This window comes from Avibacterium sp. 21-595 (genome assembly GCF_023611905.1).
Classification (GTDB): domain Bacteria; phylum Pseudomonadota; class Gammaproteobacteria; order Enterobacterales; family Pasteurellaceae; genus Avibacterium.
The window spans coordinates 912,283-937,483 of sequence record NZ_CP091455.1; the positions used below are offsets into that span (position 1 = coordinate 912,283).

22 protein-coding genes are annotated in these 25,201 nt (G+C 40.4%); 16 read left to right on the plus strand and 6 right to left on the minus strand.

Annotated features, from left to right (window positions below; all coding sequences use genetic code 11):
- Window positions 1-216 precede the first annotated feature (216 nt).
- Complete coding sequence (gene pntA / locus L4F92_RS04335) at window positions 217-1,746, plus strand: Re/Si-specific NAD(P)(+) transhydrogenase subunit alpha (RefSeq protein WP_250364342.1); 1,530 nt, start codon at window positions 217-219, stop codon at window positions 1,744-1,746.
- Between the two features lie 12 nt (window positions 1,747-1,758).
- Window positions 1,759-3,210: a Re/Si-specific NAD(P)(+) transhydrogenase subunit beta gene (pntB, locus tag L4F92_RS04340; protein WP_250364343.1), complete on the plus strand. Its 1,452-nt coding sequence runs from the start codon at window positions 1,759-1,761 to the stop codon at window positions 3,208-3,210.
- 174 nt (window positions 3,211-3,384) lie between these two features.
- Here the strand turns inward: pntB and uriH are convergent, their stop codons facing one another.
- Entirely contained in the window at window positions 3,385-4,326 is a 942-nt protein-coding gene (gene uriH, locus L4F92_RS04345; RefSeq protein WP_250364344.1) for a uridine-preferring nucleoside hydrolase UriH, read from the minus strand.
- A 165-nt stretch (window positions 4,327-4,491) separates the two neighbouring features.
- Between uriH and rbsD the strand changes: the two genes are divergently transcribed.
- From rbsD to glyA, 14 genes are all read left to right on the plus strand, one after another.
- Window positions 4,492-4,911: a D-ribose pyranase gene (rbsD, locus tag L4F92_RS04350; protein ID WP_250364345.1), complete on the plus strand. Its 420-nt coding sequence runs from the start codon at window positions 4,492-4,494 to the stop codon at window positions 4,909-4,911.
- A gap of 9 nt (window positions 4,912-4,920) precedes the next feature.
- A complete protein-coding gene (gene rbsA / locus L4F92_RS04355; RefSeq protein ID WP_250364346.1) occupies window positions 4,921-6,408 on the plus strand; it encodes a ribose ABC transporter ATP-binding protein RbsA in 1,488 nt (495 codons plus the stop codon).
- A gap of 11 nt (window positions 6,409-6,419) precedes the next feature.
- Window positions 6,420-7,376 carry a ribose ABC transporter permease gene (gene rbsC, locus L4F92_RS04360; protein ID WP_250364347.1) on the plus strand — a complete coding sequence of 319 codons (957 nt, stop codon included), beginning with the start codon at window positions 6,420-6,422 and terminating at the stop codon, window positions 7,374-7,376.
- A 30-nt stretch (window positions 7,377-7,406) separates the two neighbouring features.
- Complete coding sequence (gene rbsB, locus L4F92_RS04365) at window positions 7,407-8,285, plus strand: ribose ABC transporter substrate-binding protein RbsB (protein ID WP_250364348.1); 879 nt, start codon at window positions 7,407-7,409, stop codon at window positions 8,283-8,285.
- A 213-nt stretch (window positions 8,286-8,498) separates the two neighbouring features.
- Complete coding sequence (rbsK, locus tag L4F92_RS04370) at window positions 8,499-9,425, plus strand: ribokinase (RefSeq protein WP_250364349.1); 927 nt, start codon at window positions 8,499-8,501, stop codon at window positions 9,423-9,425.
- Between the two features lie 37 nt (window positions 9,426-9,462).
- A complete protein-coding gene (locus L4F92_RS04375; RefSeq protein WP_250364350.1) occupies window positions 9,463-10,458 on the plus strand; it encodes a substrate-binding domain-containing protein in 996 nt (331 codons plus the stop codon).
- Between the two features lie 173 nt (window positions 10,459-10,631).
- The gene (locus L4F92_RS04380) at window positions 10,632-12,284 is read left to right on the plus strand and encodes an LTA synthase family protein (RefSeq protein ID WP_250364351.1); all 1,653 of its coding nucleotides are present in this window, start codon (window positions 10,632-10,634) and stop codon (window positions 12,282-12,284) included.
- A gap of 9 nt (window positions 12,285-12,293) precedes the next feature.
- The gene (locus L4F92_RS04385; protein ID WP_250364352.1) at window positions 12,294-12,881 is read left to right on the plus strand and encodes a DNA glycosylase; all 588 of its coding nucleotides are present in this window, start codon (window positions 12,294-12,296) and stop codon (window positions 12,879-12,881) included.
- A 159-nt stretch (window positions 12,882-13,040) separates the two neighbouring features.
- A complete protein-coding gene (locus L4F92_RS04390; RefSeq protein WP_250364353.1) occupies window positions 13,041-13,448 on the plus strand; it encodes a DoxX family protein in 408 nt (135 codons plus the stop codon).
- Window positions 13,449-13,665: 217 nt separating this feature from the next.
- The gene (purH, locus tag L4F92_RS04395; RefSeq protein ID WP_250364354.1) at window positions 13,666-15,270 is read left to right on the plus strand and encodes a bifunctional phosphoribosylaminoimidazolecarboxamide formyltransferase/IMP cyclohydrolase; all 1,605 of its coding nucleotides are present in this window, start codon (window positions 13,666-13,668) and stop codon (window positions 15,268-15,270) included.
- Between the two features lie 20 nt (window positions 15,271-15,290).
- Window positions 15,291-16,592 (plus strand): phosphoribosylamine--glycine ligase, encoded by a 1,302-nt coding sequence (gene purD / locus L4F92_RS04400; protein ID WP_250364355.1) that lies wholly within the window; start codon window positions 15,291-15,293, stop codon window positions 16,590-16,592.
- A gap of 28 nt (window positions 16,593-16,620) precedes the next feature.
- Window positions 16,621-17,838 carry a DUF711 family protein gene (locus tag L4F92_RS04405; RefSeq protein WP_250364356.1) on the plus strand — a complete coding sequence of 406 codons (1,218 nt, stop codon included), beginning with the start codon at window positions 16,621-16,623 and terminating at the stop codon, window positions 17,836-17,838.
- Window positions 17,839-17,910: 72 nt separating this feature from the next.
- On the plus strand, window positions 17,911-18,216 hold the full coding sequence (locus L4F92_RS04410) for a hemocin immunity protein (RefSeq protein ID WP_250364357.1): 306 nt from the start codon (window positions 17,911-17,913) through the stop codon (window positions 18,214-18,216).
- Window positions 18,217-18,344: 128 nt separating this feature from the next.
- Window positions 18,345-19,610 carry a serine hydroxymethyltransferase gene (gene glyA / locus L4F92_RS04415; RefSeq protein ID WP_250350563.1) on the plus strand — a complete coding sequence of 422 codons (1,266 nt, stop codon included), beginning with the start codon at window positions 18,345-18,347 and terminating at the stop codon, window positions 19,608-19,610.
- A 141-nt stretch (window positions 19,611-19,751) separates the two neighbouring features.
- Here glyA and L4F92_RS04420 read toward each other — a convergent pair whose 3' ends face one another.
- Genes L4F92_RS04420 through L4F92_RS04440 form a run of 5 tightly spaced genes read right to left on the minus strand, consistent with a single transcriptional unit; the run spans window position 19,752 to window position 25,165 of the window.
- Window positions 19,752-20,552: a peptide ABC transporter ATP-binding protein gene (locus L4F92_RS04420; protein WP_250364358.1), complete on the minus strand. Its 801-nt coding sequence runs from the start codon at window positions 20,550-20,552 to the stop codon at window positions 19,752-19,754.
- A gap of 9 nt (window positions 20,553-20,561) precedes the next feature.
- Window positions 20,562-21,620, minus strand: coding sequence for a peptide ABC transporter ATP-binding protein (locus L4F92_RS04425; RefSeq protein ID WP_250350561.1), 1,059 nt, complete (start codon window positions 21,618-21,620; stop codon window positions 20,562-20,564).
- An 8-nt stretch (window positions 21,621-21,628) separates the two neighbouring features.
- Window positions 21,629-22,516, minus strand: coding sequence for an ABC transporter permease subunit (locus tag L4F92_RS04430; protein WP_250350560.1), 888 nt, complete (start codon window positions 22,514-22,516; stop codon window positions 21,629-21,631).
- On the minus strand, window positions 22,506-23,471 hold the full coding sequence (locus L4F92_RS04435; protein WP_250364359.1) for an ABC transporter permease: 966 nt from the start codon (window positions 23,469-23,471) through the stop codon (window positions 22,506-22,508). Before L4F92_RS04435 ends, L4F92_RS04430 begins: the two co-directional genes overlap by 11 nt.
- The gene (locus L4F92_RS04440; RefSeq protein ID WP_250364360.1) at window positions 23,468-25,165 is read right to left on the minus strand and encodes an ABC transporter substrate-binding protein; all 1,698 of its coding nucleotides are present in this window, start codon (window positions 25,163-25,165) and stop codon (window positions 23,468-23,470) included. Before L4F92_RS04440 ends, L4F92_RS04435 begins: the two co-directional genes overlap by 4 nt.
- Window positions 25,166-25,201: the final 36 nt, after the last annotated feature.

Genomic DNA, 25,201 nt, shown 5'->3' on the forward strand with positions numbered 1-25,201 from the left:
GCTTTTTATTGATTTTTTTATCATTATTTCATCAGCTAAATTTTTAGATAATTTTTAATCTATTTATTCATAGGTAAATTTTTTCAATGAAATTTGTAAAATCTTTTTGTACCTCTTTTGTAATAAATGATACAGTTAGGACGATTCGACTTTTGTCATTTATGGGCTGGGAAGTGATTTCCAGATTGTATCATCAACCAATTTGAAGGAAACATTATGTTAATTGGTGTACCTAGAGAACGGCTTGATAATGAAACACGTGTAGCAGCAACGCCAAAAACAATACAGCAAATTTTAAAGCTGGGTTTTGAGGTGATTGTTGAACACGATGCAGGATTTAAAGCAAGTTTTGAAGATCAAGCATTTGTGCAAGCTGGCGCAAAAATTGGCACAACACAAGAAGTGTGGAATGCTGATGTAATTATGAAAGTAAACCCTCCTAATGATGAGGAAATTGCCTTAATTAAAGAAGGGGCAACCTTAATTAGCTTTATTTGGCCTGCGCAAAATGAAGCATTAATGGAAAAATTATCTGCGAAAAAAATTAATGTCTTAGCGATGGATGCTGTGCCACGTATTTCACGTGCGCAGTCTTTAGACGCACTTTCATCAATGGCAAATATTTCTGGTTATCGTGCTGTGGTGGAAGCGGCAAATGCATTCGGTAGTTTTTTCACTGGGCAAATCACTGCGGCAGGTAAAGTACCGCCAGCGAAAGTGTTAGTGATTGGGGCAGGTGTGGCCGGTTTGGCTGCGATTGGTACAGCAAATAGCCTTGGTGCGATAGTGCGTGCTTTTGATTCTCGCCCTGAAGTAAAAGAGCAAGTGCAATCAATGGGTGCAGACTTCTTAGAAATTGATTTTGAAGAAGAAGGTGGCTCAGGTGATGGTTATGCAAAAGTGATGTCGGAAGAGTTTAATCGCCGAGCGATGGAACTTTATGCCGCACAAGCCAAAGAAGTGGATATTATCATCACGACCGCTGCTATTCCGGGTAAACCTGCACCACGTTTAATTACCAAAGAAATGGTGGATTCAATGAAACCGGGTTCTGTTATTGTGGATTTAGCCGCATTAACGGGAGGAAACTGTGAATACACCAAACCGGGTGAAATTTTCGTGACAGATAATCAAGTGAAAATCATTGGTTATACGGATTTCCCAGCACGTTTGCCAACGCAATCTTCTCAGCTTTATGGCACAAACTTAGTGAATTTGCTGAAGTTATTATGTAAAGAGAAAGACGGTACGATCAATATTGATTTTGATGATGTTGTGTTACGTGGTGTAACAGTCATTCGTGATGGTGAAATCACTTGGCCTGCACCACCAATTCAAGTTTCTGCCCAACCACAACAAAAAACTGAGGTTGTGGTTGAGAAGAAAGAACAAAAACCACAAGATCCGCGTATCAAATACGGTATTATGGGAGCAATTGGCGTGCTGTTCTTATGGCTAGGTTCAGTAATGCCTGCGGCATTCTTATCACATTTCACCGTGTTCGTACTTGCTTGTGTGGTGGGATACTATGTGGTTTGGAATGTGAGCCACGCCTTACATACCCCATTAATGGCAGTAACTAATGCCATTTCAGGCATTATCATTGTGGGTGCGTTATTGCAAATTGCCCAAGGCAGTTTCTTTATCAGCCTACTCGCATTTATTGCAATTTTAGTCGCAAGTATCAATATCTTTGGTGGCTTTAAAGTGACCCAACGTATGCTTGCAATGTTTAGAAAAGGTTAAGGAGAAAAAGCAATGTCAGAAGGTTTAGTACAGGCTGCATATATTGTAGCGGCATTACTTTTCATTATGAGCTTAGCAGGGCTTTCTAAACACGAAACTGCTAAAGCAGGTTGTTGGTATGGTATCGTGGGGATGACTATTGCCCTTATCGCAACCATTTTCGGGCCACAAACGTCAGGACAAATTTGGATTTTAATTGCAATGGCAATTGGCGCGGTGATAGGTATCCAACGTGCATTGAAAGTGGAAATGACCGAAATGCCAGAGCTTGTAGCTATTTTACATAGCTTTGTTGGTCTTGCTGCTGTGTTGGTCGGCTTTAACAGCTTTGGCTTACACGTTACCCCTGAATTTGTTGCACCAGAAGGTACAGCATTTATCAGTGAAGCGGCATTAGAAAATGCGAAAGCAGCATTTAATGCGGAACAAGCGACTTTAGCAACTATCCATAATGTTGAAGTGTTCTTAGGCATCTTCATCGGGGCAGTAACTTTCACAGGGTCTGTGGTCGCATTCGGTAAACTACGCGGTATTATTAATTCTAAAGCCTTAATGTTACCGCATCGCCATAAATTAAATTTAGCGGCGTTAGTGGTTTCGGCGTTATTAATGATCGCATTTTTAAGCTCGCCAGAAAATATCTTCCCAGTGCTATTAATGACTATCATTGCTCTTGCCTTTGGTTGGCATTTAGTGGCATCAATTGGTGGTGCAGATATGCCTGTGGTGGTATCAATGCTGAACTCTTATTCAGGTTGGGCAGCGGCAGCAGCAGGCTTTATGCTTAATAATGATCTCTTGATCGTAACTGGGGCATTAGTAGGCTCTTCAGGGGCGATTCTTTCTTACATTATGTGTAAAGCAATGAACCGTTCATTTATCAGCGTTATCGCTGGCGGTTTTGGTAATGATGTGGTTGCAAGTGGTGATCAAGAACAAGGCGAACACCGTGAAACAAGCGCGGAAGAAGTGGCGGAAATGCTGAAAAATGCAAGCTCTGTGATCATCACACCGGGCTATGGAATGGCGGTGGCACAAGCGCAGTATCCCGTGGCTGAAATTACACAAAAATTACGTGATCGTGGCGTGAATGTGCGTTTTGGTATTCACCCAGTAGCAGGGCGTTTACCGGGCCATATGAACGTATTGCTCGCTGAAGCCAAAGTACCTTATGACGTGGTATTAGAAATGGACGAAATCAATGATGATTTCGCGGATACTGATGTGGTATTGGTTATCGGCGCGAATGATACTGTAAACCCTGCGGCAATGGACGATCCAAACAGCCCAATCGCAGGAATGCCAGTGCTAGAAGTGTGGAAAGCCGCTAACGTGGTGGTATTCAAACGCTCAATGGCAGTAGGCTACGCTGGCGTACAAAACCCATTGTTCTTCAAAGAAAACACACAAATGCTCTTCGGTGATGCAAAAGAGCGCGTGGATGACATATTAAAAGCATTATAAGATAAATTTTGCTGAAAAAAGCACCGCACTTTTGAAAGAGAGTGCGGTTTTTTTATGGTTATAGAAATGTTTAAGTTTGAAGAGAGAATGCAATCTACAAACAGGTTAGGAATAGGCTACCTGATCTCATTCCTTAATTTTAAAATAGAACAACCCACGTTATTTTATTTCACCTTATTGATCATCTCCTAAACTTTTAATTGCCTCAATGACTAAATGCCAAAATTTTTCTCTGTTAAGGGTTGTTGCAACTTGGGTGTTGCAAGGTTTTGGAGGATAACGAAAATCTGCAACGGTCATTCCTAACGTATGGGTTCCCGTTAATTCAATATGAATAGGAACTTGTTGCGTTTTTATTAAAGAGGGATCGATGACATAAGCAACAGCACAAGGATCGTGCACTGGTGGCGCATCAAAACCTTGTGATTTTTTATACATTTTGCCAAAGAATTCCAGCAATTCGACGACAAATTGAGCTGGTTTTGTTCCTATTTCCGCAATACGCTGTATCACGTCCGGCGTGGCTAAGGCTTGGTGAGTCAGATCTAAACCTACCATTGTTACTTTCCAACCGGCACTAAATACAATATGGGCAGCTTCAGGATCTATTTTTATATTAAATTCAGCCACCGCACTCCAATTCCCCGTGTGATAACCGCCTCCCATCAATACGACTTCTTTTACTCGATTGATAATTTTAGGTTCTAATCTTGCGGCAAGGGCAATATTGGTTAGCCCACCCGTTGGTACTAAGGTGATCGTATTGGGTGGGTAAGACATAATTAAGTCAATGATTAACTGAACAGCGTGTGAAGGATGAAAGGTTTGCGTTGGTGTTGGTAAAATGGGGCCATCTAACCCAGAATCACCGTGGATAGCGGGGGCCGTTTCAATTTCTCTAACCAACGGGCGTTCAGTCCCTTTGGCAATGGGAATATTTTTAATTTTTGCAATTTCAGCAACAGCTAATGCATTATGCGAGACTTTTTCAAGGGTTTGGTTGCCAACAACGGTCGTAATGGCGAGCAATTCGATATTGGGATTACCATGGGCGAGTAATATGGCAATGGCATCATCATGGCCGGGATCACAGTCTAAAATAATTTTTTTACGCATAATTATCTCCTTTTCTTTCTTACATTACCCTTTTTTATGGAGATTAAAACGAAAATTCTTTTATTTTTTGATCAACTTCACAAAGTTTAAAAATAGTCATTTTAAAACTTATAAGAATTGTTTAGTCTTATCGAAACGTTTCGATATTTTTTTTGAGAGGGAAATATGAAAAAAACAGGTATTCTTAATGCGCCACTTTCATATCACATTGCCCGTCTTGGGCATACAGATTTTTTGACAATTTGTGATGCTGGATTGCCTATTCCTTCATCGATAGATTGTGTCGATTTAGCTTTATCAGAGGGCGTGCCAAGTTTTTTATCTGTTTTTGAGGCTGTAACAACAGAGTGCTTTGTGGAGAGAGTGATTTTAGCGAGAGAGATTGAGCAGCATAATGCACAACTTCATCAAACCTTATTACAACGCATCGCGCAGTTAGCTCAGCAACAACATAATGACATCGTTGTAGATTACGTCTGTCACGAGGAATTTAAGGCATTGAGTCAAGAAAGTAAAGCCATTGTCCGTTCAGGGGAATGTTCGCCTTATGCCAATATTATCCTTGTATCAGGTGTACCGTTTTAGGGGGAAACCATGGAACCCATTTTAAAATTAAACAACATTTGTAAGTCTTTTCCGGGTGTGCGTGCGTTACATAATGCAAATTTATCTGTTTACGCCGGGCGAGTTATGGCATTAATGGGGGAAAATGGCGCAGGAAAATCGACGCTGATGAAAATTCTTACCGGAATTTATCAGCAAGATAGTGGGGATATTTATTTTAATGGCGAAAAAGTGCGGTATAAAAATCCCAAATTTTCTCAGTTAGCTGGTATCAGTATTATTCATCAAGAACTCAATATTATCCCTAATTTAACGATTGCAGAAAATATTTTCTTAGGGCGAGAGTTTACCCATAAATTGGGTGGGATTGACTGGACGAAAATGATTGAAGAATCGAAAAAATTATTGCAACGTTTAAAAATTAAACATCATCCTTCGACCCCTGTTGAACAATTATCCCTTGGTGAATTGCAAATGATTGAGATCGCGAAGGCACTGAGTTTTAAAGCGAAAGTGATTATTATGGATGAGCCTACCGATGCCTTGACTGACGCCGAAACGAAAGCCTTGTTTGACGTAATTAGAGAGCTGAAAACAGAAGGTTGCGGGATCGTATTTATTTCCCACCGAATGCAAGATATTTTTACGATTTGTGATGATGTGACGATTTTACGTGATGGTGAATTTATTGCGGAAAGTACAATTTCTGAGATAAATGAAGAACAGCTCATTGAATTAATGGTGGGAAGAAAATTAGAAGAGCAGTACCCACATATTGATGTTCCTATTGGTGAATCTGTATTAAAGGTTGAAAATTTAACCGGTCAGGGCGTAAATAAGGTTTCTTTTCATCTCAATCGTGGGGAAATTCTTGGTGTTTCAGGATTAATGGGCGCAGGACGAACCGAATTAATGAAACTGATTTATGGCGCATTAGTTAAAGAGAGCGGTGAAATTTTCGTACGAAATCGACCTGTATCTATTGAAACACCGCAAGATGGGTTGAAAAACGGTATCGTTTATATTTCTGAGGATCGCAAAGGTGATGGGCTAGTCCTTAGTATGTCGATTAAGGAGAATATGACCTTAACTGCACTGGATCAACTTTCACCAAAAGGTGCGATTGATCACCAAGCAGAAAAAATGACGGTAAATGATTTTATCCTGATGTTTAATGTAAAAACCCCTTCAATGGATCAAACAATAGGCTTGCTTTCTGGAGGGAATCAACAAAAGGTTGCGATTGCAAAAGGCTTAATGACACGTCCTGATATTTTGATTCTTGATGAACCTACTAGAGGCATTGATGTGGGGGCGAAAAAAGAAATTTATCAGCTCATTAATAAGTTTAAAGAAGAAGGTATGAGCATTATTTTAGTCTCATCAGATATGCCAGAAATTATCGGAATGAGTGATCGTATATTGGTAATGAATAATGGTGAAATTCGTGGTGAGTTTTTACGCCGAGATGTTAGCCAAGAAAAATTATTAACTGCCGCAATTACTCAACAGCATTAGAAGGACAAATTATGACAGCAACAAAATTAAAAAATTTTCTTATTGAACAACGTTCGATTTTAGCTTTACTTGTCTTAATTGCCATTGTTTCTAGTATTAATCCTCATTTTTTCACAATGGATAATTTACTCAATATTTTACGCCAAACCTCAGTCAATGCGATTATTGCGGTAGGAATGACGTTTGTGATTTTAACCGCTGGGATCGATCTTTCAGTTGGCTCAGTACTTGCATTAACAGGTGCAATTGCGGCTTCTTTAGTCAATCTAGATTTATCTATGTTTATTGTTATTCCGCTGGTTTTATTATGCGGTACGGTACTTGGGGGAATCAGTGGCGTGATTATTGCAAAAGGCAAAGTGCAAGCTTTTATTGCTACCCTTGTAACAATGACATTATTACGTGGCGTTACAATGGTTTATACCGATGGGAGGCCGATTAGTTTAGGTTTTTCTGATGTCGCCGATCATTTTTCTTTTCTTGGCACAGGCTATTTATTTGGTATCCCTTTCCCTATTTGGTTAATGGCAACTATTTTTCTTGTAGCGTGGTATATCTTAAAACATACCCCTATGGGGCGATATATTTATGCGCTTGGTGGTAATGAAGCTGCAACCCGCTTATCGGGTATAAACGTGGATAAAGTCAAAATTTTTGTTTATGCGGTAAGTGGTTTTCTTGCAACCGTGGCAGGATTGATTGTTACCTCAAGGCTTTCTTCGGCACAACCAACTGCGGGTGTTTCTTATGAGCTTGATGCAATTGCTGCAGTCGTGGTGGGCGGAACAAGTTTAATGGGAGGAAAAGGGCGTATTTTAGGCACATTAATTGGTGCATTGATTATTGGTTTTTTAAATAATGCGTTGAATCTACTTGATATATCCTCGTATTACCAAATGATTGCGAAATCTATTGTTATTCTTGCAGCTGTACTCACCGATCATTTTTTCAGTCGAAAAAATGGGTAATCTTAATCCATCTAACTTAAGGAGATGTATATGAAAAAATTGACTTTACTCGCTTCCGCAATGCTTCTTGGCTCATTGGTGAGTCAAAGTGCTATGGCAAAAGAAACGATCGCATTAGCCATTTCTACGCTGGATAATCCGTTCTTTGTTACCTTAAAAGAGGGCGCGCAAAAAGAGGCGGATAAACTAGGCTATAATTTGGTTGTACTTGATTCACAAAATGATCCAGCCAAAGAATTAGCGAATGTTGAAGACGTTACAGTTCGTGGTGCAAAAGTATTACTGATTAACCCAACTGATTCCACTGCTGTTGCGAGTGCGGTACGTATGGCAAATCAAAAAAATATTCCTGTCATTACTTTAGACCGTGGAGCAGCACAAGGGAAAGTGGTAAGTCATATTGCCTCTGATAATATTGCAGGCGGAAAAATGGCAGGTGATTTTATTGCCCAAAAATTAGGTGATAATGCGAAGGTTATCCAATTAGAAGGTATTGCCGGCACTTCGGCAGCACGCGAACGTGGGGAAGGATTTAAGCAAGCCGTTGAGGCACATCACTTTGCTTTATTAGCAAGCCAACCCGCAGATTTTGATCGCACTAAAGGCTTGAATGTGATGGAAAATTTATTAACCGCTCAACCCAATGTCCAAGCTGTCTTTGCCCAAAATGATGAAATGGCGTTAGGGGCAATTCGTGCAACTCAAGCCGCGAATAAGCCTCTAGTCATTGTTGGATTTGATGGCACAGATGATGGCATTAAAGCAGTAAAAAGTGGCAAATTAGCCGCAACTATCGCACAACAGCCTGACTTAATCGGGGCATTAGGTGTACAGACAGCGGATAAAGTGATTAAAGGAGAAACGGTTGAAATACAGATTCCCGTTCCATTAAAAGTAATCAGTCAGTAATAAAGAAAATCCAAGACAGAACATACTGCCTTGATAATTTCTTTTCGCTAAATTTAATCTTATTAATCGTCGTTTATGTTTAAAATAGGCAATGAGCAAATACCGTAATAAACCATACTGTCGGTGATACGACGTTGTATTCTGTTTAAACTAAACGACGATAAAAGCAAAGTGCGGTGGTTTTTTTTTATTGATTTTGATTGAGGAATGGTTATGCATAATAAAACATTAACGGTGCTTGGTAGTGTGAATGTGGATCATTTGATCCAAGTTGCGCATTTCCCACAACCGGGGGAAACCTTATTAGGGCATCATTATCAGCTGGTTTATGGCGGAAAGGGGGCAAATCAAGCGGTAGCCGCCACAAGGCTTGGGGCTAAGGTGAATTTTATTGCTTGTATCGGGAATGATGATGTTGGTCAGCAAATAAAGCAGGCTTTTATTCAGCAAGGAATGAATACCGAAGCCATTTCGAGCATTGATGGTGAATCAACAGGCATTGCAATGATCCAAGTAGCAGAAAGTGGTGAAAATAGCATTGTCATTTCTGCTGGTGCGAATGCACACTTAACCGCACAACGTGTGGAATCCTTTACGCATATTATTCAACAAAGCGATGCATTGCTTATGCAATTAGAAACGCCCTTAGAGGGGATATGTTATGCGGCCAAATTAGCCAAAACACAAGGAAAACAAGTTATTCTTAATCCCGCGCCAGCACAACCTCTTTCTGATGAGTTACTCTCTCAGCTCACGATGATTACCCCAAATGAGACAGAGGCGGAAATTTTGACGGGGATTAAAGTGGTGGATTATCAAAGTGCGGTCAAAGCGGCGCAAATTTTTCATCAAAAAGGGGTTGAAATTGTATTGATTACCTTAGGGGCAAGGGGCGTTTTTGTCAGTCATCAACAGCAACAGGAAATAATTCAAGGTTTTAGCGTTCAAGCAAAAGATACGACGGCAGCAGGCGACACGTTCAATGGGGCATTAATCACTGCGTTATTAGAGGGGAAAACACTCAATGAGGCTATTCATTTTGCCCAAGCAGCGGCGGCGATTAGTGTAACCCGTTTAGGCGCGCAAACCTCAATTCCTACGCGACAAGAGACAGATGATTTTTTAGCCGAAAGGAAATAGAATGGCGGGTAGTGATTGACTGAAGTGAGAATAATTTATGGCAACGATGAAAGATATTGCACGGATTGCGCAGGTATCAACCTCAACGGTTTCCCACGTGATTAATAATACGGGATATGTGAGTGAGGCGATGCGAGCAAGAGTAATGAATGTCGTGGAATCACTCAATTATCGTCCTTCAGCCCTAGCAAGAAGTTTAAAGGTTAAACAAACGAATACCTTAGGTATGTTAGTCAGTGCGACGAATAACCCCTTTTTTGCTGAAGTTGTGAGTGGGGTTGAGCAGTATTGTAATCAACATCAGTACAATCTCATTATTTCTAGCATTGATGGCGCTGAAAATCGTTTAGAACAAAATATTCAAACACTTATTCAGAAACAAGTAGATGGGTTGTTATTAATGTATTCGGATAGCCAATATGCGGATCTGAAACAGTTGAATATTTCATTACCCGTGGTTGTAATGGACTGGTGGCCAACCGCACTTAATGCCGATAAAATTTATGAAAATTCAGAACTTGGTGCTTATCTTGCCACGCAATATCTCATTCAACAGGGGCATCGAGAGATTGCCATTATTACCGGAAATTTGCAAAAATCATTAGCCCAAAATCGTTTGCAAGGGTATAAAAAAGCATTACAAGAAGCACAATTGCCCCTTAATCCTGAATGGATTATTGAAAGCCATTTTGATTTTGAGGGGGGCGTAATTGGAATGAAAAAGTTGCTACAAGCAAAAAAACGTCCGAGCGCCGTGTTTGCTTGTAGTGATACCATTGCTGTCGGTGTTTATCAAGTTGCGTGGCAGCAAGGGTTAAATATACCACAAGATCTTTCGGTAATTGGCTATGATGATATTATGTTGGCGCAATATCTCTCACCGCCATTAAGCACGATTCATCAACCTAAGGCTGAATTAGGTAAGCTTGCGGTAGAAACCTTATTAAAACGGATAAAAACCCCAGAAAAACCTTATCAATCGTTGTTACTTGAGCCTAAATTAGTCGTACGAGAATCAATTGGTAAGCGTTAAGTCATATGAGGAAAAGAAAGACAATATCCTGATCGCTGATACCACCTCTAAGCAATTAGCCTAACAATCAATATTATTGAATATAGAAGATCTTTGTTATAATCCTCTTTCTTTATAAAATAGATAAAAAATCAACCGCACTTTAACTTTTAAATGCATTTTTTGGCGTACTTATGATGGAATACCTCTTACTCTCTCTTTTCACCCTTGCTTCGGTAATTTTTATTGTCAATTCTCATTACCGTTGGACCTATTTCTTTGCCATTGCACAGTTTGTGTTATTTTTTAGCTTGATGTTTAGTATTACAGGGCAATGGCAGCGTGGGCTGAATTTTGCTGCCGTGTTGTTCGTGGTGTTAATGCTTTTTCATCGCTTAAAGATTCATTTTTATAAACAGCCTTTGTTAGTATCTGATTTCTTTTTAGTTTTCGATTGGCGAAATTGGGAAACCTTGTTGCATTATCGCTCAGCAATCTTTGCGATTGGTGGCTTGATCGGGTTAATGGTTTATGCCGTAATGGGCTGGTCTTCAGCCACAGTGGCAAGTGTTGAATGGCGAATTTTTGCAAGTGCGGTGCTTTTTTTCACCATTTTTGCTATCTGTCATTACAGTAAAAATAAATCAGCTATCAAACAGTGGCTTGATTCCTTACCTGATGACGGACGAGATGTGTTTTTAAATTTACCGATGTCTTGCCGAGGTGTCTTTTTCAAACCACCTGTTTTTGATGGCGATGCAGATTATTTTCTTAAACAAAAACAACAGGTTGAAGATTATCCGCTAACGGTCGAAGCAGAAAAGCCAGATATTGTTGTATGGCTTCAGGAATCTACCCTAAATCCTCACAGTTTTGTGTTTGAGAAAGCGAATATTCCGCCAATAACAATGTATGAAAATCAAGCGGATACCAAATTTAACAGTCATTTGCGTGTGCATACTTTAGGCGGAGCAACGTGGAAATCGGAGTTTGCTTTCCTATCTGGTTTGCCCTCAACGGATTTCGGCGCGATGGCGAATGCCGTGTTTTATTCTGTTGTACCTCATTTACAATACAGTTTTGTGCAGAATTTAAAAGCGCAAGGATATTATTGCGTTGCATTATCGCCTTTCACCAAAGGGAATTACAATGCCAAACCCGCTTATGATCACTTTGGTTTTGATCTGATGTTACAACCGCAAGAACTTGGTTATCCTGCGCCGTTAAGTAAGAATTTATGGACGATTGGTAGTGATGAAATGAGCCAGTATGTGCAGAAAATTTTGCAAAAACAAGGTATTCCTGCGCTTGAAAAAGTCAGCCAACCTTTATTTGTTTATGTGCTTACAATGCGTGAACACGGTCCTTATCACGATGTGGGGAATCTGTTTGAATTGCAAAATCAAGGGTTCACTCCGAAAGGCACGGGCGAATTGAATGATTATATTCAGAGAATTGTAAAGCTCAATGATGTCATCGAAGATTTCAACCGCTATATGCAAAATCGTCAGAAGCCTTATGTATTAGCTTATTTTGGCGATCATCAAATTTCCATTAGTGGGGCGCAACCTGCTTATCACTTTGATTACCCGCACCCCAACTATATTACTCAGTTTGTTGTGCGGAGTAATATGCAAAATACGTTTAAACAACAACAGAATTTCCTTGATTTGGCACAGGCGGGCGGTTTGATTTTAGAAATAGCAGGATTGCCAGCCGATGAATTTATGCAAGCGAATATTGCAATGCGTAAATTAAGTCAGGGTAAATTGCAAGATTGCCAAGATCAGGCATTGCTTCGTGGTTATCAAAATTACTTATATCAACAATTAAAGGTTGCAAAATAAGGGCGAACAATGAGCCAACAGATTGAAACACACCCATTTGCTGCGATATTGCCACCACACGCCACCGTTATGATGATGGGAAGTTTTCCACCCAAAGCGGAAAAGCGTTGTATGGAATTTCATTATCCCAATTTCCAAAATGATATGTGGCGAGTGTATGGCGCAGTATTTTTTGGCCAAGCCGATTATTTCCAAGTACCGAATGAAAAACGCTTTGATGCTGAACGAATTAAACATTTTTTATGGGATAAAGGCATTGCATTATGCCCAACTGTGCGTAAAGCCATTCGTGAACAAGATAACGCATCGGATAAATTTCTGAGGGTGGTAGAAACAGTCAATCTGGCTGAAGTATTGCCTCAAGTCCCCCAATGCCACTGGATTTTTACAACTGGAGGCAAAGCCACAGAGATTCTGCTTTCCTTATTGCCAGAAAAAGTCAATGCCCCAAAAACTAACAGTTTTATTCCTTATCCCTATCCTGATTTTGCACTCAATTTATATCGCCTGCCTTCAACTTCAAGGGCTTATCCACTTGCCTTTGAGAAAAAGGTTGCTGCATATCGTCAGTTTTTTGAAATGGCGGGGCTGGTTTAAAGAATGCGTTGATTGGATTATCAGCAAATCATTGTGTTATTTTTAACGAATAAGAAAAAGTGATTTTCATTATTATGAATTGTGTAGGCAATGCAATTCCGTTATGATACGCGCTCTTTCACTCCTGTTGGAGTAAGATTATTTTTTAAAGGAAACATTATGAATTCATTAAATAAAATTAGCCCTTATGCACTCGGATTATTACGCATTATTGCAGGCTATATGTTTTTATTACACGGCACATCAAAATTCTTTGAATACCCAGTTTCAATGACGGGTGGAAATGGTGCAGTGGAACTTTTTTCAATGATGGGCATTGGCGGTGTATTAGAAATCGTGGGTGGCGCATTATTAATTTTAGGGCTGTTTACCCGTCCTGTAGCATTCATTCTTTCTGGTATGATGGCAGTCGCGTATTTTCAAATTCACGCTTCTTTAGATAACGTGTTATTGCCGATCGTCAATAAAGGTGAGCTTGCAGCATTATATTCTTTAGTTTTCTTAAACTTTGTTTTCTTAGGTGCTGGTGCATTTTCATTAGACAACAGAGTCGGTAAGAAAAGTTAATTTGTCTTTTTCTTTCAGCGTTATTGAATTAAACCCGCATTAAGCGGGTTTTTTTGTTGTTTCAGAAAAATGATCAAAAAACGCACCGCACTTTGGGATCTAGGTATTATGCATTGTTGGTTTTTTGTTAAGAAATTTGATTTCGTGCTATATAAAAGCAAACGATTGCGTTATAATGCGGAGGTTTTTTCATTTCATTAAATTAAAGGAAATCTCAATGCAACCAAATCGCCCTATTCGTCAGGCTTTACTCAGTGTTTCAGACAAAACAGGTATTGTGGAATTTGCTCAAGGCTTAGTGCAACGCGGAGTGAAATTGCTTTCCACTGGTGGTACTGCGAAATTGTTAATGGAAAAGGGATTACCCGTTATCGAAGTCTCTGATTACACCGGTTTTCCAGAAATGATGGACGGACGAGTGAAAACCTTACACCCAAAAGTGCACGGTGGTATTTTAGGACGTCGCGGCGTGGATGATGAAGTGATGGTTAAGCACCACATTGAGCCGATTGATATGGTGGTGGTGAACCTTTATCCTTTTGCGCAAACTGTGGCAAAAGCGGATTGTACCCTTGAAGATGCCGTAGAAAATATTGATATTGGTGGGCCAACAATGGTGCGCTCTGCAGCGAAAAATCATAAAGATGTTGCAATTGTGGTAAATAATCAAGATTTTTCTGCTGTTTTGGCTGAAATGGATCAAAATCAAAATAGTTTAACTTTAGCAACACGTTTTGATTTAGCGATTAAAGCTTTTGAACATACCGCACAATATGATGCGATGATTGCCAATTATTTTGGTAAATTGGTGAAACCTTACTTTGCCGCTGAGGAAGAAGAACAAAATGCCTTGTGCGGACAATTCCCACGCACCTTGAATTTGAATTTTATCCGCAAACAAACGATGCGTTATGGTGAAAATGGTCATCAAAATGCCGCATTTTATGTGGAAAAAGAACAAAAAGACGCAAGTGTGTCTACGGCAAAACAACTACAAGGTAAGGCTCTCTCTTATAACAATATTGCGGATACCGATGCTGCCTTGGAATGCGTGAAAAGTTTTAATGAACCCGCTTGCGTGATTGTGAAACACGCAAATCCTTGTGGCGTAGCGTTAGGCGCTGATATTTTAGACGCCTATAACCGAGCCTATCAAACAGATCCAACCTCGGCCTTCGGTGGTATTATTGCTTTTAACCGTCCATTAGATGCGGCAACCGCACAGGCGATTATTGATCGTCAATTTGTCGAAGTAATTATCGCGCCAGTGATTCAAGAAGAGGCAAAAGCGGTGCTAAAAGTCAAGAAAAATGTGCGTGTATTAGAATGTGGCGAATGGCATAGCGAAGCACCGCAACGCTTAGATTTCAAACGTGTTAATGGCGGTTTATTAGTACAAGACAGCGATTTAGGTATGGTAGATCTTGCCGATTTGCAAGTCGTGAGCAAACGTAAGCCAACGGAAAAAGAACTACAAGATTTGCTATTTTGCTGGAAAGTGGCGAAATTTGTTAAATCTAACGCCATTGTCTATGCGAAAGATAATCAAACTATCGGCATTGGTGCAGGACAAATGAGCCGTGTTTATTCTGCTAAGATTGCCGGTATTAAAGCACAGGATGAGGGGTTAGAAGTAAAAGGTTGTGTAATGGCATCCGATGCTTTCTTCCCATTCCGTGATGGCATTGATGCCGCCGCTAAAGTTGGCATTGAGTGCGTGATTCACCCCGGTGGTTCTATGCGTGATCAAGAGGTGATTGATGCCGCAGATGAACATAATATGGTGATGGTGCTAACAGGAATGCGTCATTTCCGTCATTAATTCAAAGTGGGGTAGAAAAAATGAATATTTTAATTATCGGAAACGGTGGGCGTGAACACGCCCTTGCGTGGAAAGCTGCACAATCCCCTTTAGCCAGTAAAGTGTTTGTTGCACCGGGAAATGCTGGCACTGCACGGGAAAGTGGCGTGGGCAGAAGTGCGGTGGAAAATGTGGCAATTTCTGCGACGGATATTCCAGCATTAGTCAAATTTGCACAAGAAAATCAAGTTGGCTTAACCATTGTTGGCCCGGAAGCCCCTTTGGTGGCAGGGGTAGTTGATGCTTTTGAACAAGCAGGTTTAACGATTTTCGGTCCAAGCCAAGCGGCAGCACAGTTGGAGGGATCAAAAGCATTCACTAAAGATTTCTTAGCTCGTCATCAAATTCCAACGGCAGAATATCAAAACTTTACCGATGTTGAGCAAGCCCTTGCTTATGTTCGACAAAAAGGTGCGCCGATAGTGATTAAAGCAGATGGCTTGGCGGCGGGAAAAGGCGTGATTGTGGCTATAACATTAGCGGAAGCGGAAGATGCCATTAAGGATATGCTTTCAGGCAATGCTTTTGGGGATGCAGGTTCTCGCGTCGTGATTGAAGAGTTTTTAGAAGGTGAAGAAGCCAGTTTCATCGTGATGGTGGACGGTAAAAATGTCGAACCAATGGCAACTAGCCAAGATCACAAGCGCGTAGGGGAAGGGGATAAAGGCTTAAATACGGGCGGAATGGGCGCTTATTCGCCAGCGCCAGTTGTTACCCCTGAAATTCACCAACGAGTGATGCAGCAAATTATTTATCCAACCGTGCAAGGAATGGCGGCTGAAGGGAATGTTTATAAAGGTTTTTTATATGCTGGCCTGATGATCGATAAAAATGGTCAGCCAAAAGTCATTGAATTTAACTGCCGTTTTGGCGATCCTGAAACACAACCGATTATGATGCGGATGGATTCTGATCTGGTAGCGCTTTGCCTAAAAGCCTGTGAAGGGAAATTGGATCAAGTTCAATCGCAATGGAAAAAACAAGCCGCGCTAGGCATTGTGCTTGCCGCAGAAGGCTATCCTGCGGATTATCGTAAAGGTGATGAAATCCAAGGCTTACCAACATCTGAGCAACGTGATGAAAAAGTTTTCCTTGCTGGTGTGAACGAAGAAAATGGCAAGTTAGTCACCAATGGTGGTCGCGTTCTCTGCGCCACCGCATTGGGTGACAGCGTGCTTGATGCTCAACAGAAAGCATTAAAACTCGCAGAACAAATTCAGTGGAACGGTCGTTTCTTCCGCCGTGATATTGGCTGGAGAGCTATTGCGCGTGAGAAATCATAATAGAGGATTAATCATAAAAAGGAGCAATATGTATCAAGATAAATCACGTTGTCGCGTGAGAGCCATAAGCCTATTTTTATCTCTAACTAAAGATAAAACACAATGGCAACAGCAGCTACAAATGGCGAAAGCGGAATTTGATTTACTTATTCCCGCTATTCAGCAAAAAGGTTATGAAATTCAGTCTATCCGTATTATCACTAATCCTTTTGGTGAATATTTGGATTTGAGTAGCATTGACACGGCAAAACGTGATTTAGCCTTGCTTAAAACCTTGCTGAGTAAATTGAATGAGAGCGGGTTGCGTATTCGTTTTGCAATTGGGGAAGCAAAAACGGCACAAGAGATCGCGTTATTGCCAGAATTAATCGCAAACTATGGGGATTTATGTAATGCTTGCGTAAATGTGGAACGTGATGAAAATGGTTTTCTAGATTATGCGTTGTTGTTAAATTGTGCAAGTGCGGTGCAAAAAATTGCAGAATTAACTCCTCGTGGTGAAGGTAATTTTAATTTCACCGTGAATTTTAACTGTAAACCGTTTATTCCTTATTTCCCAGCAGGTTATCATCGCAGTGAGCTAGATAATGCGGTGGTAATCGGTTTAGAAACGCCAGATTTATTGGTTGATGTGCTAGAAAATTTGCCTATTAATGAAAATCGCCAGCGGTTCTTTCATCAAGCCAGTGTGGCAATGTCCCAAGCATTGCAATATCACATTGATGAAATACAAAACGCGATAAAATCTGCATTATCAGGTAATTTCAGATTAGCTGGTTTTGATAGCTCAGCAGCCCCATCTAAAAACTGCCATTCAATGACAAAGGTTTATGAATTACTCGGTGTACCTTATTTCGGTGCAGCGGGTACAGTAGAAGTTTCCGAATTACTCACTCGTGTGTTCAAATCAGTGAAAAATGTCGATTTAGTCGGTTTTTCTGGTTTGATGTTAGCAGTAACTGAAGATTTGGGTTTAGCGGAAGGCACCAAAACATCTCAATTTGATATTCGTGCTTTACTCACTTATAGTGCTGTATGTGGCATTGGTTTAGATACTGTGCCAATTTCAGGTGAGGCAACCATTGAACAAATCGCAGGATTAATGAGTGATACTGGCACAATGGCATTTCGTTTAAATAAACCCCTTACCGTCAGATTATTCCCAATTCCAAATAAATCTGCAGGAGAAATGACCGAATTTGAAAGCGATGATTTATGTAACTGCCGTATTTTAGCGGTGCCATAGTTTATGATATGCAAAGGAAAAATTGGCCCTCACGAAGGAATAGAGCTTGAGTTAATGTTATCGGAAAAGAAAATGTTAGCACTTTTCTTTAATGATATGGGCGTTCCAGGTGCGTTTTTACCTTATATAGAACGGGGTGTTTTTCGTTGTAATTATCTTGTTTTAGTTCCTCAAAATAAGCAGACTCCAATAGAGTTGGGAGCCTTTATTCTATTTAGACCTGTTCATCAAAAATATGCAGAACAGCTAGAGCAACTATTGAAGAAAAGTATAGGACACTTTGATTCTATGGTAGAACGAGAAATTGGTAAATTGCTTGGTTACCAAGAAGAGGATATCTCGCTTTATATTAATAATTGTAAAAAGGGATTGCGATAACCATAGGATATGAATAATATTCATAATCGCAATGAAAATTTTGAACCTAATTTTTCATTACAAGATAGTGAAAAAAAAGCTAAACTAGTTAAATCTTAAATAATCATATTTATAAGAGGACAAACACAATGTTAAAAAGAAGTATGAACATCGCTGATTACGATCCCGTATTATGGCAGGCGATTCAAGATGAAAATCGTCGTCAAGAAGAACATATTGAATTAATTGCATCAGAAAACTATGCTAGCCCACGTGTGATGGAAGCACAGGGTTCTCAATTCACCAATAAATATGCAGAAGGTTACCCAGGTAAACGCTATTATGGTGGTTGTGAGTATGCCGATATTGTTGAGCAACTTGCCATTGACCGTGCGAAAGAATTATTTGGTGCAGATTATGCGAATGTGCAACCACATTCTGGTTCGCAAGCTAATGCAGCGGTTTATATGGCACTGCTAAACCCGGGTGATACCATTTTAGGTATGAGCTTGGCACACGGTGGCCATTTAACTCACGGCGCATCAGTGAGCTTTTCAGGCAAAATTTATCACGCAGAACAATATGGCATCACCGATGAAGGCGTAATTGATTATGACGCATTGCGTGAACAAGCGTTACGCGTTAAGCCAAAAATGATCGTGGGTGGTTTTTCTGCCTATTCTCAAGTGGTCGATTGGGCGAAAATGCGTGAAATTGCTGATGAAGTGGGCGCCTATTTATTCGTAGATATGGCGCACGTTGCCGGCTTGATTGCGGCAGGGGTTTACCCAAATCCGTTACCGCACGCTCACGTTGTGACAACCACAACGCACAAAACTTTAGGTGGTCCACGTGGTGGCTTGATTTTAGCAAAAGGTGGCGATGAAGAGCTTTATAAAAAATTAAACAGTGCCGTATTCCCAGCAGGTCAAGGTGGTCCATTGGTTCACGTGATTGCAGCGAAAGCGGTATGTTTTAAAGAAGCGCTTGAGCCTGAGTTTAAAGCTTATCAGCAACAAGTGGTGAAAAACGCGAAAGCAATGGTGGACGTGTTTAAACAACGTGGTTACAACGTGGTTTCTAATGGCACGGAAAACCATTTATTCTTAGTTGATTTAGTTAGTCACGGTTTAACAGGGAAAGCGGCAGATGCGGCATTAGGCAAGGCAAATATTACAGTAAATAAAAATGCCGTGCCAAATGATCCACAAAAACCATTTATTACCTCGGGTATCCGTGTCGGAACCCCTTCTGTGACTCGTCGTGGTTTCAAAGAAGCGGAAGTGAAAGAGTTAGCTGGTTGGATGTGCGATGTGCTTGATGCTGTGGGTAAAGAAAATGAAGCAGAAGTGATTGCTGCAACAAAAGAAAAAGTGCTAGCTATTTGTAAGCGTTTGCCGGTTTATCCTGCGTAATGTTTTAGTATTACCTTAAACAGGCTGGATATGCTATCCAGCCTGTTTTTTTATGCTCATAAATGCTATAAAATTAGGTGAGTGCAAGACGCTTTATTACAAAAATTTTGTAAAAAAACACCGCACTTTATTTTATGACAGTTATCTGAATGCCCAAGATTCATCGGTCAGCAATTGTCCAAAATGGCTTTCTACAAGGCGTTTGGTAATCTCATTTTGTGGAGCGGTGAAGACATCGTGAGTGCTGCCATATTCAATCATTTTGCCTTCATCCATCACCAATACATCATCAGAAATATGTTTAATAATTCCTAAGTGTTGTCCCACGTAAATATAAGCAATACCGAGTTTTTCTTGGATTTCGAGCATTAAATTCATCAGTTGTGTTTTTACGGTGGCGTCAAGTGAGCCAAGGGCATCATCGGTGATGATGATTTCAGGTTCAAGGATTAAGGCACGGGCAAGGGCGACACGCTGTTTCTGGCTCATTGACATTGTGTTGATTTTAATGTTGGCGTGATCAGGGTAAAGCCCTACCAGTTTGAGCGTCGAAAAGATTTTTTCATCACGTTCGGTTTCACTTAAATGTGTAGCAAGACGCAGTGGGGTATCTAAAATCTGCCCAACGTTGAGTTTGGGGTTGAAGGCGCTATTGGGATCTTGGAAAACCATTCGAATATGTTGCGAACGAGAGTGATAATCGCCAAATTGAAGTGGCGTATTATTAAATAAAATTTCCCCCGAACTTGGCGCGAGAATTCCTACGATCATTTTTACCAAGGTTGATTTGCCTGAGCCATTTTTACCAATAATCGCTAAGGTTTTTTTGCGTTCTAATTGGAAACTGACATTTTCCACAGCAACGAATTGGCTAGATGAGAAAATACCGACATTATCATCAAAGGATTTGGATAAATGTTCAATTTTTAATAAGGCACTCATTCGATTTTCCTATTCTGTGTTATTTTCATCCGTATTAATGATAAGTGGGGTTGCCATTTCTTCTTTTTCTTTTCGCTGATTTTCGCGTAAATTAAGTGGAAAATGGCAAGCAAATTCGTGATGTTTAATTCGTCTTGTCGGTGGCTTATTGATACATTTCTTTTGGGCAAACGGGCAACGTGGTCCCAGACGACAGCCAATAGGCAGTTGATCCAACAGTGGAACGGTACCACGCAATGTGCCTAGACGGCTTTTGAATGGCAAAGGCTGTTTAAAATCAGGAATGGAATGCAGTAAGGCATTGGTGTAAGGGTGATGTGGCGTGTTCAGCACGCTTTCTTTTGGCCCTGATTCTGCATTTTGTCCGCAATAAAGTACGCTGAAACTATCACACCATTCACTGATGCTATTTATATCATTGCTTGCCAGTAAGATAGAGGTACCTTGGTTTTGGTTCATACTCAATAACAGGCGGAAAATTTGCACCTTAGTGATAGATTCCAAGGAATTCGTCGGTTCATCGGCAATTAATAAGCGGGGTTGATTGGCAACCGCGGCAGCAATCATCACTTTTTGTCCTTCCCCTTCGGTGATTTCGTCGGGATAGCTGTTCATTATATCTTTATGATCTTTAATGCCTACACGGTGTAATAGTTCAATGGCACGGCGTTTTTTCCAGCCAAACCATTGCCACCAGCGTCCTTTGAATGTCCACGAAGGGATATTTTGAATAAGCTGTTTGCCAATTTTGGTGCTAGGATCTAAATTTGTAAGCGGTTCTTGGAAGATCATTGAGATTTCTTTGCCGACTAATTTCCGTCTTTTATGTGGGCTAAGTTTAAGTAACTCTACCTCATTAAAACGAAAGCGGTCAGCGCTAACAATCCACGAATCTTTAATGGTGTTACAAATGACTTTTGCAATGAGGCTTTTGCCTGAACCCGATTCCCCGACTAAACCGCAAATTTCCCCTTCATTTAAGGTGAGATTGACGTTATCGACAATTTTTACTCGACCATTTGGCGTTTTTATTTCTATGCAAAGATTACGAATATCAAGTAGTGCCATTGGAATCCTTATTCATAATATTTTTCAATCGCTTTGTTAATGCCATTGCCGAGTAATAAGGCAACGAGAATGACCGCCATAATTGCAAGTCCCGGTAAGATGACAGTCCAAGGCGCGAGATAAATTAGCTCTAGAGAATCTTTAATCATTACACCCCACTCAGGCATTGGGCTTTGCGCCCCAAGGGAAATAAAACTTAATGCACTAATATCCAAAATTGCGATGGTAAACGCGCGAGTAATTTCTTGGATATATTTCACCGAAATATTAGGGAAAATGGCTTCTTTGAGTAAAAGCCAATTTGATGCGCCTTCAAGACGAAGCATTAAAATGTATTCCTTTTTCAGTTCTTTTTGAATAGCTTGGTAAATTTCGTGAATAAAGTGTGGTAATAATGCCAATGTAATGGCAAGCATTGCGTTAATCAGGCTAGGCTGCATTAAGGTCGCTATAATAATGGCAATCAGCAAAATTGGGGTGGAAAGGAAGGCATCCAGAAAATGCCCGAGTACACGAGATTTGATCCCTTGCGACATTCCCGCCCAAACGCCGAGAATTCCACCTAATATTGCGGTAAAAACCACCACAATTAAGGCTGAACCTAGGGTGTAAGTTGTTCCTGTGATTAAGCGACTTAGAACATCGCGCCCAATATCATCTGTACCAAAAAAATAGGCAATTTTTCCGCCATTTACCCAAGAGGGGGGCATTAGTTCAAAACCGATAAACTGCGTTTCAGCGGGATAAGGGGCAATGAACGTGCTAAAAAGTGCGGTCAAAATAAACAGCAAAAACAGATAAAAACTGGCAAGTGCCACTTTATCTTGGCGGAATAATTTCCAAATGGTGGTTAATGTTTCTGTATGGCGAAATTCCGCCAGATCTTTATCTTGCATACCAACCTTTCTTATTTAACGGATCTAACACGAAGGTGAGTGTTTCTACCAATAAATTTACTACGATAATGCATAACCCAATCACGATAATGCCTGCGGAAATACTGTTGTAATCTTGTTGGGCAACGGCATTAATCAACCAACGCCCAATGCCAGACCAACCAAATGTGCCTTCAACTAACATACATTGTGCGATAACGAGCGTGAATAAGCGTGTCATTTGTGGCACAAGAAGAGGCAAGGTGTTGCGTAAAATATGGGTATATAAAATTTTGTACATAGACCAGCCTCTTGTCATTGAAATTTTGATATAAGGTTGTTCAAACAAATAGGCTGCTCGTTCTTGCACGATGCGGATAATCTCCATTGTAGGCCAAATCATTAGCACCAATGTAGGCAAAATCAGGTGTTGTAGCACATTTTGGATCACCTTAATGCGATAAGGGGCGTCAATAAACCATACATCAATAATAGGAAAGCCCGTGATTGGCTGAATTTCATAGAGTAAATTATATTGCCCAATTGCCGCAATTTCCCAACCATAAATGGCGGCGGCATAAAGCAATAGGGGCGCAAGCCAAAATACGGGTAAAGAAAGTCCTATCACAGATAAAGTGCGGATGATTTTTCCTAATAATTTTTTACGGTAAACCGCTCCGATAAGTCCTAAAGGAATACCAAAGAGCAACGCCAGTAAAATGGCGGTAAAGCAAAGTTCAAGGGTTGGGGGGAGTACCGTGAGAACTAAATCACTTAAGGAATCACCGCCATTGTAGCTAATCCCCAAATCCCCATTGAGCAAATTTTGCACATAGAAAAAATAGCCTGAATAAAAATGTGGTGTTGCCAAGACTTCATTTAGGGGATCACGCATTAACACGGCATAGCTAATTATAGACAGAATGACTAAGGTGATCACCAATAGGATCAGATGCCGAAAAAAAGATAGGATCATTTTCCTTCTCCTTGCTGATAGGATAGCGTTGTGAAGTTAATGCTACCAAAGGGGGCTAACTCCAAGCCTTTCACGCGGGAATTTGCAATTAACATTCGTTTGACATTAGCCACAGGAATAATGGGTAACTCGGATAAAATAATTTCTTGCGCGATATTATAATAATTAGCACGTGAACGTAACTGCGTGGTGTTTAAAGCACGGTTCATCGCATCTTCAAAAGGGGCATAGCACCAGTTGGATAAATTGGTAATGTCATTGACTGTACCACAACTTAAAATAGGGCGCATAAAGCTATCAGGATCTAAATTTCCCGCGAGCCAGCCAGTGAGAATTAAATCATAATCTTCTGAGCCATTTCGGAGCTGCTCAATTAAATAAGTTCGCGTAACAGGGCGAATCACTAATTCCACCCCTACCTGTGCTAAATCCCATTTTATTAATTCAGCCATTTTGATTGGTGAAGGGTTATAAACTTGTTCTTCATTTAGCACCCACATTGTTAATTTGAGCTGCTTATCTTGTAAAAAGGCTTTCGCCGCGTTGGGGTTGTAATCATAGGCAAAGTCAGGGGTATTTACCGTTGCTGCCCAAGAAATATTTGGAATAATATTATTCGCGACACTTGCTGTATTATGATATATACGATGAATAATACGTTCTCGATCAATGCCTTGCGAGATTGCACGGCGTAGATCTAAATCTTTCATTGCCGGTTTAAGAAAATTAAATGCCAAATACGACAAATTCATTCCTTCGGTGGATTTTAAATAATATCGCTCATTAAATTGTTTCAAAATTCCCAGTTGGCTCACGTCAGGGCTAGAGGTAATCTGACATTCGCCATTTAAGAATTTAATCAAACGCCCCGTTTTGTCTGTTGAAAGGTCGATAATAATATGTTCAATTTCCCCTTTTTTACGCCAATAATCTTCATTTCTCACTAAACGAACATATTGATTACGCACGAAATTTTGCACTTTATAAGGGCCAGTTCCGACAGGCAAGGTGTCTAGCTGAGAAAGGTTATCGTCAGCGTTGAGTTGTAAGGCGTATTCTTGCGAGAAAATAATGGCATATTGACTGGCAAGATGGGAAAGAATCGACGCATCAGGCTGAAAGAGTTGGATTTGCACTTGATAAGGCGAGGTGGCGACCACAGACTCAATTTTTTCGCGTAATTTAATGCTTTCAAAATAGGGAAAACGTACTTTGCGTGCTTGTTCGTGAAAAATTCGATATTGCGGATTTTTGTAATCCACTAAGATTTCTAAGGTAGGTAAATCCGTATTATGCCCTAGCACACGATTAAGTGAAAACACCACATCTTCTGCATTGAAATTGCGTGTTGGAGTAAACCAATCCGTTTGATGAAATTTAATCCCTTTGCGTAAATTAATGGTAATGGTTTTGCCGTCAGCAGACAGGCTATAACTTTGTGCCAGTACTGGTTCAACCGTGGCACTGTTATTTTTGATTTCAAATAATTTATTATAAATTTGCTCGGTAACCACGTTCATACTGGTTCCCGCATCACTGGTTTGCGGATTAAAGGATAAACCGTTTGCTTGGGTGCAATAAATAAGTCCATTTTGCGTAAGGCTTTTTGGCACTTTAGGCGCTGCGTAACTCGGCAAGCTGATTAGGCTGGCACTCAGCAAAATAGCAGAAACAACGATTTTTCTTATAAACATAACAGGCATATTTGTGATAAATTATGGCGAAATTTT